We start from the raw sequence: 13,362 nt of genomic DNA on the forward strand, positions 1-13,362 counted from the left end.
GCTCGATCTCGCCAACACCGGCCCCCGTTATCAGCAGCAGGCCGCTCCCCCGGCCGCGCAGCCCGGCTATCCGCCGGCCCAATCCGGCTCTCCCGCGCCGGCCGGCGGCGCCGGCCTGACCACGCTGCCGCCCTCGGCAACGCCGCGCGACGAGTTCGACCTCGGCATCGGCTACATGCAGCGCAAGGACTACGCGCTCGCCGAGCAGACCATGAAGAACTTCACGCAGAAATATCCGAGCGACCCGCTGCTCGGCGACGCGCAATACTGGCTCGGCGAGAGCTACTTCCAGCGCCAGCAATATCGGGACTCCGCGGAAGCCTTCCTCGCCGTCACCACCAAATACGAGAAATCGGCCAAGGCCCCGGATGCGCTGCTGCGGCTCGGCCAGTCGCTCGCCGCGCTGAAGGAGAAGGAGGCCGCCTGCGCCGCCTTCGGCGAGGTCGGCCGCAAATATCCGCGCGCCTCCGCCGGCGTCAAAGCCGCGGTCGACCGCGAGCAGAAACGGGTGAAGTGCTGACGTCGGGGTCCTGACAACGCGGATGGCGCTGCGCTAGACATCGTAACCATCCGCCTGCGACGGTCAGGGCCGCGTCATGTCAGACGACGACAATTCTCCGATCTCGACACGCGAGGCGAGGCGGCTCTTCGCCGGCCTGAAGAGCGCGCCGGCGCTGGTGCTCGCCGTGTCGGGCGGGCCCGACTCGGTCGCGCTGATGTGGCTTGCGGCGCGCTGGCGGCGCAGCCTCGCGCGCGGCCCGCATCTCACCGTCGTCACGATCGATCACGGCCTGCGGCGAGAGGCGGCGCGCGAGGCGCGCGAGGTCAAGCGGCTCGCCACGGAGCTCGGATTGCCGCACCGGACCCTGCGCTGGCGCGGCGCAAAGCCGAAGACCGGACTGCCGGCGGCGGCGCGCGAGGCGCGTTACCGCCTGCTCGCGCAGGCCGCGCGTGCCGTCGGCGCGAGCCATGTGCTGACCGCCCACACCCGCGACGACCAGGCCGAGACCCTGTTGATGCGCCTGTTGCGCGGCAGCGGACTTGCCGGGCTGTCGGCAATGGCCTCCCTCAGCGAGCGCGACGGGATCGTGCTGGCGCGTCCGCTGCTCGAGGTCCCGAAGTCGCAGCTGATCGCGACCTTGAAGCGGGCCAGGATCGGCTTTGCCGACGATCCCACCAACCGCGACACCGCCTTCACCCGGCCGCGGCTGCGGGCGCTGCTGCCGCTCCTTGCGGCCGAGGGTGGCGATGCCCGCACGCTGGTGCGGCTCGCGGCCCGGCTGGCGCGGGCCAATGCGGCGGTCGAGCTGCTGGCCGACGGCGCCGAGCGCTTCCTCCATTTGAGGGATCGCGGCGATGCGCCGCAGGCAGGTGTTCGAAGCTTCGAGGCCTCGGCCTTTGCCGTCCTGCCGGAGGAGGTCCGGCTGCGGCTCCTGCTGCGGGCCATCAACGCGCTCGGGCATGAAGGGCCGGCGGAACTCGGCAAGGTTGAGTCTCTCCTTGCCGCGCTCGACCAGGCCATCGCCGCAAGCCCTCGCACGGGCGCAAATGGCCGGCAGGCCCTGAGGCAGACCCTTGCGGGAGCCTTGATCAGCCTTGCCGGCGGGCGTATCCACGTCGCACCGGCGCCGGTCCGGCGTCGCAAGGGCGGATAGGCGCGGACGAGGGCGGATCATGACACCGGCCAATTCGGCCCCGCGCCGTCAGGACACCTTAACCAGGCAGGAAAAACCCCGCTTCGGACGCCATTATTTCAGCGGGAATCGCTCTAAGATGGGATAAATAGTCCCACCTCGTTCCCTTGGCAGCGACGGGGACGGCACCTAAATTGTATGCGTCTAACGATGAGGATTCCTTGGGGATTTCCTCGTAGAGCCCAAGGATGAGGCCGCGATCCGCGCGACCACGAAGGAAGATCGATGAACGCCAATCTGCGCAATTTCGCCCTCTGGGTCATCATTGTCTTGCTGCTTTTGGCGTTGTTCACGCTCTTCCAGAATCCGGGTCAGCGGGCCTCCTCGCAGGACATCGCCTTCTCGCAGCTCCTGAGCGAGGTTGACCGCGGCAATGTGCGCGACGTCGTGATCCAAGGGCCGGACATTCACGGCACCTTCACCAACGGCTCCAGCTTCCAGACCTATGCGCCCAGCGACCCGACGCTGGTGAAGCGCCTCTATGACAGCAAGGTGCAGATCACCGCGAAGCCGCCCGGCGACAACGTGCCGTGGTTCGTCTCGCTGCTGGTCTCCTGGCTGCCGTTCATCGCCCTGATCGGCGTGTGGATCTTCCTGTCGCGGCAGATGCAGGGCGGCGCCGGCAAGGCGATGGGCTTTGGCAAGTCGCGCGCCAAGATGCTGACCGAAGCGCATGGCCGCGTCACCTTCGAGGACGTCGCCGGCGTCGACGAGGCCAAGCAGGACCTGCAGGAGATCGTCGAATTCCTGCGCGATCCCGGCAAATTCCAGCGCCTCGGCGGCCGCATTCCGCGCGGCGTGCTGCTGGTCGGCCCTCCCGGCACCGGTAAGACCCTGATCGCGCGTGCGGTCGCGGGCGAAGCCAACGTGCCGTTCTTCACCATCTCCGGTTCTGACTTCGTCGAGATGTTCGTCGGCGTCGGCGCGAGCCGCGTCCGCGACATGTTCGAACAGGCCAAGAAGAACGCGCCCTGCATCATCTTCATCGACGAAATCGACGCGGTCGGTCGTCATCGTGGCGCCGGCCTCGGCGGCGGCAATGACGAGCGCGAGCAGACGCTGAACCAGCTGCTGGTCGAGATGGACGGCTTCGAGGCGAACGAGGGCGTGATCCTGATCGCCGCGACCAACCGTCCCGACGTGCTCGATCCCGCGCTGCTGCGTCCGGGCCGCTTCGACCGTCAGGTCGTGGTGCCGAACCCCGACGTCGTCGGCCGCGAGCAGATCCTCAAGGTTCACGTTCGCAAGGTGCCGCTTGCCCCCGATATCAACCTCAAGACCATCGCGCGCGGCACCCCGGGCTTCTCCGGCGCCGACCTGATGAACCTCGTCAACGAGGCCGCTTTGACCGCCGCCCGCCGCAACAAGCGGATGGTGACGCAGGCCGAATTCGAAGAGGCCAAGGACAAGGTGATGATGGGCGCCGAGCGCAAATCGCTCGTCATGACCGAGGAAGAGAAGTTGCTGACGGCCTATCACGAGGGCGGCCACGCCATCGTCGGCCTCAACGTCGTCGCGACCGACCCGATCCACAAGGCGACCATCATTCCGCGCGGCCGTGCGCTCGGCATGGTCATGCAGCTCCCCGAGCGCGACAAGCTGTCGATGTCTCTGGAGCAGATGACCTCGCGGCTCGCGATCATGATGGGCGGCCGTGTCGCCGAAGAGCTGATCTTCGGCCGCGAGAAGGTGACCTCGGGTGCGTCCTCCGACATCGAGCAGGCGACACGCCTGGCCCGGATGATGGTGACGCGCTGGGGCCTGTCCGAGGCGCTGGGCACCGTGTCCTATGGCGAAAACCAGGACGAGGTTTTCCTGGGCATGTCGGTGTCGCGCACCCAGAACGCATCGGAGGCGACGGTCCAGAAGATCGACACCGAGATCCGGCGTTTCGTGGAAGAGGGCTACAACGAAGCGACGCGTATTCTCACCGAGAAGCGCGCCGATCTCGAAGCGCTCGCCAAGGGCCTGCTGGAGTTCGAGACGCTCTCCGGCGACGAGATCGTCGATCTGCTCAAGGGCAAGAAGCCGAACCGCGAGTCCGTGCTCGAGCCGAGCACGCCGCGCGCCTCCGCGGTGCCCCCGGCCGGCAAGTCGCCGCGCCCGCGGCCCGATGCGGATCCCGGCCTGGAGCCGCAGCCGCAGGCGTAATTGCGAGCGGCAGGTGAGATTGCAAAACGCGGCGGAAACGCCGCGTTTTTTGTTGGCTGGCGGTTCGCGGATGCAGGGCGCTCCCGGCGCGAGCGAAGCGCGCGGCTTCCGGGGCAAACGCGGGAATCACTAAAGAAGAACTTAACGCTTGCGTCCTATTTTGGCCCGCCATGACTGACCAGGTCGTCCACAGCGCGGTTCAACCGTTTTCGGCACGTGCAGCGCTCCCTTGGGCAGTGGGCATCGGCGTCTATGCCCTGTTGCTGATCGTTGGGCCGTGGCTGCTTGGTGATCCCGACAGCTATTCTCATATCGAGGTCGGGCGTTGGATCATCGCGCATGGCACCCTGCCGGAGAGCGATCCCTTTTCGTTTTCGAAGCATGGCGCGCCCTGGATCACCTTCGAGTGGCTCTCGGAAATCGTCTACGCCGGAGCCTACGCATTGTCCGGCTGGCCCGGCGTCGTCGTCGTCGCAGCAGCCGCGATAGCGCTCGCCTTTGGCCTGTTCACCTTCTTCCTGCTGCGCGAGCTCTCGCCGGCCCTGACGCTGCTCATGGTGATCGCGGCCGTCATCCTGTTGGCGCCGCATATGCTGGCGCGGCCGCATGTCCTCGTGCTGCCGGTGATGGTGATTTGGGCGGCGGCCCTGGTGCGCTGCATGGATCGCGGCGGGCCTCCGCCATACTGGGCGCTGCCGCTGCTGGTGCTGTGGACCAATCTGCATGGCAGCGTGGTGCTCGCGCTCGGGCTGATCGGTCCGGCCGTGCTCGAGGCGCTGCTGCGTGAGGAGCGAAGCGAATGGCCGCGCGTGCTGCTGCGATGGCTGCCCTTCTCGGCCCTTGCCCTCGCGGCGTCCTGTCTGACGCCGCACGGGCCGGAGCCGCTGCTGATGCCGCTGACGACACTCGGCCTCGGCTCTGCGCTCGCCTGGATCGGGGAATGGCGGCCGCAGGATTTCAGCCATCTCGGTGGCTTTGAGTTGCTGCTGCTGGCCGGCATCTTTGCGCTCGCGCGCGGCGTGACGTTGCCGGTCGTGCGGGCCCTGGTGGTGATCGGCCTGCTCCATTTCGCACTGGCGCAGGTGCGCAATGCGGATCTGCTGGCCATGCTGGCGCCGCTCTATCTGGCGGCCCCGTTGGGCCGGAAGTTCGGCGGGCGGATCACGGACGATGCGGAGGGCGCGTCGCGCGGCCTGAATCTGGCCGCGCTCGGTGTTCTGATCGCGATGAGCGGGGCGGCGCTGGCGCGCGACATACGGCCGGCTACCGTCATCACCCCTCAAGCTGCCGTCGCGCAAGCCGACCTCGCCAAGGCGGGGCGCGTGCTCAACGATTATTCCTTCGGCGGCTATTTGATCTTTGCCGGCATTCCCACCTTCATCGATGGTCGCGGCGAACTGTATGGCGGGCCGTTCATCGACCGCTACAATCGTGCCCTGGCGCTGGTTGACCTCGCAGATTTTCTCAAGCTGCTCGACGAATACGACATCGGCGCGACGCTGCTCGCGCCGCGGACACCGGCGGCCGCGATGCTCGACCGGCTGCCGCAGTGGCAACGCGTCTACAGCGACGACGTGGCGGTCGTGCACAAGCGGCGGGATACGCCGCAAAGATAAGTCAGACGGACCCGAAGGCCGCGTACTGGCCGCCGAGCGACACGCCGCTCAGGGCATCTTCGAGGCGACGCGCCGGTTTGGTGTCCCAGGGGAGCAGCAGAAAATGGCGGGCGCCGATCTCGCGCAAGCCGCCCGCAGCCATCAGCTTTCGGACTTTGCCGGCACTGAGCAGGACGGCGTCCCGGTCGAACTCGCAGCGCGCAACGGCAAGACGTGTCAGCGGGTTGTAGGGATTGTGCTCGATCACGCAGACGAGCCCCCCGGGCCGCACCACCCGCCGCATCTCGGTGATGAAATGCGTCCATTCGGCCGGCACGATATGGTGCATCACGCAGATGGCCGTGACGAGATCGAAGCTGGCGTCCTCGAAGGGAAACGTGCGGCCGTCAAACTCGCGGTAGTCGACCCCGCTATTGGCCGCGCGGGCCTGCGCCAGGCTGGCCGACGAAACGTCGATACCGCTCAAGCGGCCGACCATGCCGTGCAACAGGGGATGAAGGCTGCCCACGCCGCAGCCGACGTCGAGCATGTCGGGCCTCTCGGTGTTCAGCCGCTGCGCGATCAGATCGCCCAGGAGATCGGCCTTCGCGCGCATGAAGAAATCATGCGGCAAGCCGGAGAAGTCGATCGAGGACTGGACAACGTCACGGTAGTTGGCGTGATAGCCGTCGAAGAGCTCGCTCATGCGCCGGGTCACTCGTTGACTGCGTGGATTGCAGGCGCTGCCGCCGCCTCGTTGCGATCGAAGCCGGCGCGCGTCTGCACCACATAGAGCGGGCGGCGTTTCACCTCGGCATGGATGCGGCCGACATACAGCCCCACGATACCGGTCATCAGCATGTTGATTCCGCACAGCAGGGACACGACGACGATCGTCGACGACCAGCCGGTCACGAGATGGCTGTCCTTGCTGAGCCACAGCAGGATCACCCAGCCGCCGTAGAGCAGGGCCAGTCCCGAAACCGTCAAGCCGCACCAGATCGCAAGCCGCAGGGGCAGATCGGAAAAGCCGAGCGCGGCGTTCACCGCGAGCCGCACCATCTTGAACAGCGGGTATTTGGTTTCGCCCGCGGCGCGCTCGAGGCGGTGGAAGGCGACCTCGGCCTGCCGGAAACCGAGCCAGGCGATCATGCCGCGTACGAAGCGATCCTGCTCCGGCATCTGCCTGAGTGCGTCGAGCACCTTGCGATCGATCAGGCGGAAGTCGCCGACATCGGCGGGGATGCCGACCGAGGACATCCTGCCGAGGAGCCGGTAGAACAGATGCGCAGTCGCACGCTTGAACCGGCTTTCGCCTTCGCGTGACAGGCGGCGGGCGTGGACGACGTCGTTGCCTTCCTGCCATTTTGCGATCAATTGCTCGATCACTTCGGGCGGATCCTGCAAATCGGCATCCATCACGATGATCGCGTCACCTTCCGCGGCGTCCATGCCGGCGGTGATGGCGACCTGATGGCCGAAATTTCGCGACAGGCCGACATAGCGAAAGCGCGGATCGCGCTTGGCGAGCGCCTGGAGCACGATCGAGCTGGAATCGCTGCTGCCGTCGTCGACAAAGATCGCTTCAGCCGGACCGTCGAGCCGGGACAAGACCAGGTCGAGCCGGCGCAGCAGGACCGGCAGCACGGCTTCCTCGTTGAACACGGGGATGACGAGGCTGTAGCGGATCGATCTGGAATTGGCCGCCATGCGAGAGATTTCCGGCTGGGTTGCAGGGGCGGGAGTCTAGTTCGGCGGTGGTTAAGGTCGCCTTGCCGCGACTGTTAAGGATCTAGGGCACTCGGGCGATTGAGGGCGGAGGCGGAACGGAATGGCGATGCACGATTAACCATGCTTGCGCAGCCGTGGCGTCGGTCTAGGACCTGCGGCGGATCTTGTAGAGAACAAATCGCTCCGAGGTGTCCAGCACCTCGAGCAGTTCCGGCAGCGGGTTCGCGGCCGGCGGTCCGAGCACATAGAGATAGTCGTAGTCCCGGTACCAGGTGCGGATGAACGGCGGAACGTCCGCCGGCGGCCGGCTTGTCGCAATCGCGGTGAGCAGCTCCGACGGCACCGGCCCTCCATAGGGAATGGCAAGGCGGCGCACGCCCTCGCGGGGCCGCACCGGCTGCTTGCCCGCTTCCGTGAAGAGGTTGGGCACGAACGCGTTGGCATAATGCACGGCCAGCGTCGGCGCATAGTACATCGGATACGAGGTGAGATCGGCGAAGGGCGGATCACCGTTGTCGCCAGTGCTTCCAACGAGAACGCGTGAGCCGCGCTCGATCTTCTGGAACGAGGCGATGATCGCCGCATAGTCGGCGCGGTAAGGCAGCCACACCGCGAGGACGATCGCGAGATTGATCAGTGTGATCCCACTGATCGCGGCGAGCGCAGCCGTTCTCCAGGCCCGGCTCGGCAGCGACAGCGAGCAGAAGGCCGGCAGGATCAGAGCTGCAGCGGGAATCACGCGAAGGTCCACGAACGAGGTTCCGAACAGCTTGGAGGGAATGACCAGGTAGAGCAGTGCAAAGCCGATCGCGAGCCAGAGGCCGGCCGGCTCGAGCTTCAGGACGCCGCGCCTTGCGGCGAAAAGCAACGAGATCATCAGCGCCAGCCCGGTCACTGCCGATGCCGTCAGGCTGTAGCCGTTCAGGATGCGCATCGGCCAGACCGGCTTGAATCCGAAGAACCAGCTCGTCCCCTCGCTTCCGATCGAGCCCGCCGTCATTTGCATGATCCCAAACAGCACGAGCGCCGGCAGGGCCAGCGCGCCGAGCCGCGCGGCCACGCCCAGGTACGATGCGCGCTGCCGACGAATGCGCGAGAGCTCGTAGAGGCCAAGCGTCGCGCCGTGGATACCGAGGGAGAAGAAATGCGCCGCATACAGCGCAGCGACGAACAGCAAATTGGCGACGAAACGCAGCGGCCATGGGCCTTCGGCCAGCATCAGGTAGATTGCGATGCCCCAGAGAGCGAGGCCGAGGCCAAACTCGAAATTCACGAAGCCCCAGCTGAACGGCAGACAGTAGAGGAAAGCGAGCGCAGCGAAGCCGGCAAGATGAACCCGGCCCTTCCGCGCCCATTCCAGCAGCAGCGCGCCCCCGACGATCAGCAATTGGCTCAGCAGCAGAAACAGCCGCGTGGCGTTCTCCACGCTCATCAGCCGCGCCAGCTGCGGCACCAGCAGATCCATTCCAAGGTTGGGATAGAAGGCCCAGGCCCCCTCGTAATACGGATTGGCGTCGGGGGTGCCGTTCCGGCTCAGAATGTACATGCGGGCGAGGTGATTGGGATAATCCACCATCGCGGGAATGGGGGTCAGCAGCACCGGAAGAAAGGAGACCGCCGCCAGCACCGCAAGAACGGCGATTCCCACGGACCGCTCCGAGTCGAGCCGAGCCGGGATTGTCAAAGTCGGCCTGTCAAAAGAAGACATGTCGCGGGATCGCCGGGGTTTGAGCGTGGTGTGCCAGGTCGCGTCGACGTCGCCTTTGGAGGGACATCTCACGGTTACGAGTGCGCGCCCTCAAGGAGGCTCTCACTTCGAAGGCGTCGCGGTCGCGCTGTCCGCATGGTCTCGCACATGGATCACCGCGATGTCGTCCGCATAGATCCGCTTCCAGCCCTTGAGCTGGTCGAGGATCTGCGGGCCCGGCGCATCGGCAACCAGGAGCGTCGCGTCGATCTTGTACTCGTCCAGCAGGCGCGGCAGCAGCTCGGGCTTCTTGCCCTCCGTCGCCTTGAAGAAGTCCATGACGAACTTCTCGCCATAGAGCTCGGCACGGCCGTCAACGAAGACCGGAATATCGCGCGAGATCAGATAGCCGCCGAACTGGTAGGCATTGAAGATGCGCTGCATCTTGCGTTGCTCGAGCACGTCGACGGCCGCAACCGGCGTGTGCGTCGTTGTGAAGGTGAAGCGGTGGTGCGCCATGTAGAGCGACGTCGAGGTCCAACTCGCCGCCACGATCATCAGCGCGCCAAGCGCGGTGACATAGCGGGCGGGCCAGCGCCCGGCACCGGCGGCGTCAGGCGCCGGGCGCGGGAACATCTCGCCGAGCGGCTTTGCCAGCACCAGCGGTACCACGAACGCAAATGCCTCGATGCTCCTGACATGGGTCAGCGCGCACCAGGTCAGGAACAGGATCAGGAAGATCCGGGGCGCCGACAGCACCAGGCCGCGATAATAGCCGAATGCGATCAGGCCGAGCAGGGCGCCTTCGAATGGGGTGAACGTGGAGAAGTTCGCGGGCATCCATTCGAAGATCAGCGACAGCAGTTCGCCGAGGCCGAGAATATTGGTCGCGCCCAGCAGCGTCCGCCAGCCATACGGCGTGCAGCAGCTCGCGATCAGAGCACCGATTCCGAACAACACCCAGCGCATGAACAGCTGGAGCCGTCGTCCCTTCTCGGCGTGCTCGACGGCCTCGAGCGCGATCGGGCCGATCAGCACGAGGCCCAGCACGAAGCCGCCATGCAAATTCGCCCAGAGCGCCATCAGCGGCAGCCAATACCAGGACGGCGCGCTCTTGCGGTCGGCAGCTGCCATCAGCAGACCGACCCACGCCACCATGACGGGCAGCGCCAGGATATGCGGCCGCGCCAGCACGTGATGGGCCGACAGCAGCAGCGCCAGCATCGCGAACAGCACTGCGCGTGGTGCCTCGATCTGCACGTCGAGCAGATAGACGAAGATCGCGACCGTGACCGCGACCGCGACCGCGGTGAGGATGACGGGACCTGCCCAGTCCCATTGCGCGTGGGAATAGGCGAACAGCACCTGCGACAGCCACGACGTCGACATCCATGGCGCGCCCGTTCGCGTGAACGAATAGAAGTCGGTGGTGGGCATGGCGCGGTGATCGAGGATCCATTGCCCGATCTTCACCTGCCAGAACGAGTCGGAGTCCTGTAGCCGGGTGTCGCCGAGGTAGAGGAAGAACAGATAGACGCCGGCGCCGACGCATAGCGGCACCAGGGCCCTCGCGCGGCTCTGCGCCGCGATGCTGTTGGCAAAGGAAAGTGACATGCCGCCTCGTCGTCCTGTTGTTCTTGTCGGTCGGGCATGATCCGGACCCGGCGGGCCGCGTTGGCGCAAAGTGAGGTGCGGTTTCCGAGAAGATCATGCTCAAGCAATCACCTGAAGCGCGATGAAGGATTCATCTCATCGCGCGCCAGTCCGAGCGGGCGGCATTGGATCACGGGCGGTCATAACTTCGGGTAAACCTGCAGGCTACGCCGGTTTCATGTCCCGACAATTTAACGGATTGTTTTAGATTTCGATTTACCATCGGCGAATACACGCAAACCGCTCGGTGTTTACGCAGACGAATTAACTGCGGCGCAATTCTTTGCCTCTACGTTTGGTTCCATGGTCGGGCGGCGCTGGGAAGCCGAAAAGACCAGATCAGTTGTAGCCTCGTGTACTCATTTGGAGCACTCTATGAAGAACCTCGTTGCGCGTTTCCTGAAGGATGAATCCGGCGCCACCGCCATTGAATACGGCCTGATCGCTGCCGGCATCGCGCTGGCCATCATCACCGTCGTCAACAATCTCGGCACCACGCTGAACGCCAAGTTCACCTCGATCTCGAGCAGCCTCAAGTAAGGCCGGCCGACCTGAGAATTCTGAGAGCCTCGTCCAAGACGAGGCTCTTTTCTTTTGTGGGAGGGCTTGCTGCCGGCCGATCGGCTAACGGACGAGGTGGCGTTTCGCGGGGAGGTGTCCGGCTCTCATTTTGGCGAGCCCGCGGCTTGTGTCTTGAGCCGTGTGGCGGGCGTTCCTGCCCGTGCGAGGCGCGCGAGAGCTGGGAGCCTGAAGCATGATCCGGATCATGCTCGAGATTTGGTTCGTGCCTCACTGTGACGTGGAGGGTTTGGTCGGTGCGTCGTTGCGGACATGGACCACGGCGATGTCATCCGCATAGAGTCGTTTCCAGCCCGGCAAATGGTCCATGATCATCGATGCCGGGACCGTCCTGTTCAGCAGAGTCGCGTCGATCCGGTAGGTTTCGAGCAGGCGCAGCAGGGTCTCGACGTTCTTGCCTTCGACAGCCTCGAAATAGTCGAGCACGAATTGCTCGCCATACAGTTCGGCGCGGCCGTCGATGAAGGTCTTGATGTTGCGGGTGACCAGATAGCCGCCGATCGGCGCGGTGCTGAAGATCCGCTGAGCGTGCCGCCGCTCGAGCAGGTCGACCGCGGCCGCAGGAGACGGATCGCTGATGAAGGCATAGCGGTGCGGTGTGGCATAGGACCGCGTGATGCTCCAGCCGGCCGCGACGATCGCGAGCGCCGCGATCGCGGTCAGCGCAAAAGAGGGCCGCGTTTCCGTTCCCCTGGGTGCAACGGACCTCGTCATTCCAAAATGTTCGGCGAACGGTTTCGACAGCACGAGCGGCGTCAACAGCGCAAAAACCTCGATGTTCCTGAAGTGGCTGAGAGCCGCCCAGACCAGGCCGAGCAGCAGAAGAATGCGGGTCGCGGTCAGCACCACGCCGCTGTAGTAGCCAATGGCGATCAAGCCGAGCAGGCTGACTCCGAACAGATCGAGCGAGCTGAAGTCGGCTGGCCTCCACTCCCCGATCATCGAGAGCAGCTTGCCGAGGTTGAGGATTTTCGTCGACGCGAGGAGCGTGTTCCAGCCATAGGGCGTGCAGCAGCTTGCCGCAAGCGCGGCAAGCCCGAACACGGTCCAGCGTGCGGCCAGTGCAAAGCGGTCCTTGCGATCGGCGGACGCGATCGCATCGAGGCCAACGGCTCCGATCAGCGCTAGACCCATGACGAAGCCGCCGTGAAGATTGGCCCACAGCGCCATCAGGGGCAGCAACAGCCAGGATGGCGCGGTGCGCCGGTCGGCGGCCGCCAGCAGTCCGCCGACAAAGGCCAGCATGACAGGCAGGGCCAGCATGTGCGGGCGCGCGAAAAAATGGCCCATCGACATCACGAGAATTGGGGCGATGAGCAGCAAGGCGCGCGCGGGATCCAGATAGGGGTCGATCAGGTGCGCGAAAATCGCCGCGGTCGCGCCGATCGCGAGCGACGTCAGGATAACCACGCCCGCCCAGTTCGACGGTTCATAAACCAGCGCGAACAAAACTTGCGACAGCCAGGAACTCGAGATCCAGGGCTCGCCGTCGCGCGTGAACGAATAGATGTCGTTGTGGGGCAACGCGCGGTGTTCGAGGATCCACTGGCCGATCTTGATCTGCCACAGCGTGTCGGAATCCCGCAGCATGATGTCACCGACGCCAAGAAAGAACAGGTAGGCACCGGCACCGATGCAGAACGGCAAGATCCAGCGTGCTAAGCCGCGCGCGGGAGCGCTGCTTGTCAGGGAAACCGACATTGAACTCTCGGGGTTGGATCGACCACGCAGTGACGGCGCATCCGCACATCACCATGATCGCGTTTAAGTTGAGGTAAACCAAACTGATCCTCCGCGGTCATCCCGCGTAAGGATGCGTTTATTATGCTTAGGCGTGCTCTCCCGAGGTGCCGGGCGTTCGGATGCTCATTTGCGTCTTGTCATCCCGCCTGAATAGTTGTTCAGTCTTTGCGGGGCGATTTGCATCTTTTGCGTGACGAAGCGTTTTGCCGCAGGGCGTGCGGCAGGCGTGTGGGACAGGAAGCGCGCCATGGTTTATCGGCGGACGCATCAAGTGGTGAAGCGCCTTGCGGCGCGGCGCAGTGCGATCTTGACGGCGGCACGGGAGACTGCAGCGGAAGGCGGGATGGCGGCGGTGCAGATCGCGCCCGTCGCGGTCCGGGCCAATGTCGCGGCCGGCACGGTCTACCGCTACTTCCCCTCCAAGGCCGAGCTGATCTCCGAGCTCATTGCCGAGGTCTCGCGCGATGAGCTCGCGGCGATCCGCCGGGCGGCCGATGCCGCGCCGGGGCCATCCTCGGCGCTGGCGGGC

General features: G+C 65.3%; 11 protein-coding genes. 6 read left to right on the forward strand and 5 right to left on the reverse strand.

Annotation, left to right across the window (positions count from 1 at the left end; genetic code table 11):
• The 4 genes from ybgF to IC66_RS0116795 all read left to right on the forward strand — a co-directional run.
• The coding region (ybgF, locus tag IC66_RS0116780) for a tol-pal system protein YbgF (RefSeq protein WP_038948397.1) at window positions 1-520 on the forward strand (520 nt) is incomplete at its 5' end.
• Window positions 521-596: 76 nt separating this feature from the next.
• Window positions 597-1,655: a tRNA lysidine(34) synthetase TilS gene (gene tilS, locus IC66_RS0116785; RefSeq protein WP_038948398.1), complete on the forward strand. Its 1,059-nt coding sequence runs from the start codon at window positions 597-599 to the stop codon at window positions 1,653-1,655.
• Between the two features lie 264 nt (window positions 1,656-1,919).
• On the forward strand, window positions 1,920-3,845 hold the full coding sequence (gene ftsH / locus IC66_RS0116790) for an ATP-dependent zinc metalloprotease FtsH (protein ID WP_018317780.1): 1,926 nt from the start codon (window positions 1,920-1,922) through the stop codon (window positions 3,843-3,845).
• Between the two features lie 170 nt (window positions 3,846-4,015).
• The gene (locus IC66_RS0116795; RefSeq protein ID WP_038948399.1) at window positions 4,016-5,461 is read left to right on the forward strand and encodes a hypothetical protein; all 1,446 of its coding nucleotides are present in this window, start codon (window positions 4,016-4,018) and stop codon (window positions 5,459-5,461) included.
• A 1-nt stretch (window position 5,462) separates the two neighbouring features.
• Here IC66_RS0116795 and IC66_RS0116800 read toward each other — a convergent pair whose 3' ends face one another.
• The 4 genes from IC66_RS0116800 to IC66_RS0116815 form a co-directional block, all read right to left on the reverse strand.
• Window positions 5,463-6,146, reverse strand: a complete 684-nt coding sequence (locus tag IC66_RS0116800) for a class I SAM-dependent methyltransferase (protein ID WP_038948400.1) — start codon at window positions 6,144-6,146, stop codon at window positions 5,463-5,465.
• An 8-nt stretch (window positions 6,147-6,154) separates the two neighbouring features.
• Window positions 6,155-7,150, reverse strand: a complete 996-nt coding sequence (locus IC66_RS0116805; protein WP_028140312.1) for a glycosyltransferase family 2 protein — start codon at window positions 7,148-7,150, stop codon at window positions 6,155-6,157.
• A 166-nt stretch (window positions 7,151-7,316) separates the two neighbouring features.
• On the reverse strand, window positions 7,317-8,879 hold the full coding sequence (locus IC66_RS0116810) for a hypothetical protein (RefSeq protein WP_049806543.1): 1,563 nt from the start codon (window positions 8,877-8,879) through the stop codon (window positions 7,317-7,319).
• A gap of 102 nt (window positions 8,880-8,981) precedes the next feature.
• A complete protein-coding gene (locus IC66_RS0116815; protein WP_038948402.1) occupies window positions 8,982-10,472 on the reverse strand; it encodes a hypothetical protein in 1,491 nt (496 codons plus the stop codon).
• 414 nt (window positions 10,473-10,886) lie between these two features.
• On the opposite strand from IC66_RS0116815, the gene IC66_RS0116820 reads away from it, so the two are divergent.
• Window positions 10,887-11,051 (forward strand): Flp family type IVb pilin, encoded by a 165-nt coding sequence (locus IC66_RS0116820; RefSeq protein WP_028140309.1) that lies wholly within the window; start codon window positions 10,887-10,889, stop codon window positions 11,049-11,051.
• Between the two features lie 249 nt (window positions 11,052-11,300).
• Here IC66_RS0116820 and IC66_RS0116825 read toward each other — a convergent pair whose 3' ends face one another.
• Entirely contained in the window at window positions 11,301-12,791 is a 1,491-nt protein-coding gene (locus tag IC66_RS0116825) for a hypothetical protein (RefSeq protein ID WP_038948403.1), read from the reverse strand.
• Window positions 12,792-13,080: 289 nt separating this feature from the next.
• On the opposite strand from IC66_RS0116825, the gene IC66_RS0116830 reads away from it, so the two are divergent.
• The coding region (locus IC66_RS0116830) for a helix-turn-helix domain-containing protein (RefSeq protein WP_038948404.1) at window positions 13,081-13,362 on the forward strand (282 nt) is incomplete at its 3' end.

The sequence above is a fragment of the Bradyrhizobium genomosp. III genome (assembly GCF_000261705.1).
GTDB lineage: Bacteria > Pseudomonadota > Alphaproteobacteria > Rhizobiales > Xanthobacteraceae > Bradyrhizobium > Bradyrhizobium ottawaense.

What these genes read in the sequence shown, in the direction of transcription:
- IC66_RS0116795 (WP_038948399.1), top strand. Translation starts at nt 4,016, where the DNA reads ATGACTGACCAGGTCGTCCACAGCGCGGTTCAACCGTTTTCGGCACGT.
- tilS (WP_038948398.1), top strand. Translation starts at nt 597, where the DNA reads ATGTCAGACGACGACAATTCTCCGATCTCGACACGCGAGGCGAGGCGG.
- IC66_RS0116815 (WP_038948402.1), bottom strand. Translation starts at nt 10,472, where the DNA reads ATGTCACTTTCCTTTGCCAACAGCATCGCGGCGCAGAGCCGCGCGAGG.
- IC66_RS0116800 (WP_038948400.1), bottom strand. Translation starts at nt 6,146, where the DNA reads ATGAGCGAGCTCTTCGACGGCTATCACGCCAACTACCGTGACGTTGTC.
- IC66_RS0116805 (WP_028140312.1), bottom strand. Translation starts at nt 7,150, where the DNA reads ATGGCGGCCAATTCCAGATCGATCCGCTACAGCCTCGTCATCCCCGTG.
- ftsH (WP_018317780.1), top strand. Translation starts at nt 1,920, where the DNA reads ATGAACGCCAATCTGCGCAATTTCGCCCTCTGGGTCATCATTGTCTTG.
- IC66_RS0116825 (WP_038948403.1), bottom strand. Translation starts at nt 12,791, where the DNA reads ATGTCGGTTTCCCTGACAAGCAGCGCTCCCGCGCGCGGCTTAGCACGC.
- IC66_RS0116820 (WP_028140309.1), top strand. Translation starts at nt 10,887, where the DNA reads ATGAAGAACCTCGTTGCGCGTTTCCTGAAGGATGAATCCGGCGCCACC.
- IC66_RS0116810 (WP_049806543.1), bottom strand. Translation starts at nt 8,879, where the DNA reads ATGTCTTCTTTTGACAGGCCGACTTTGACAATCCCGGCTCGGCTCGAC.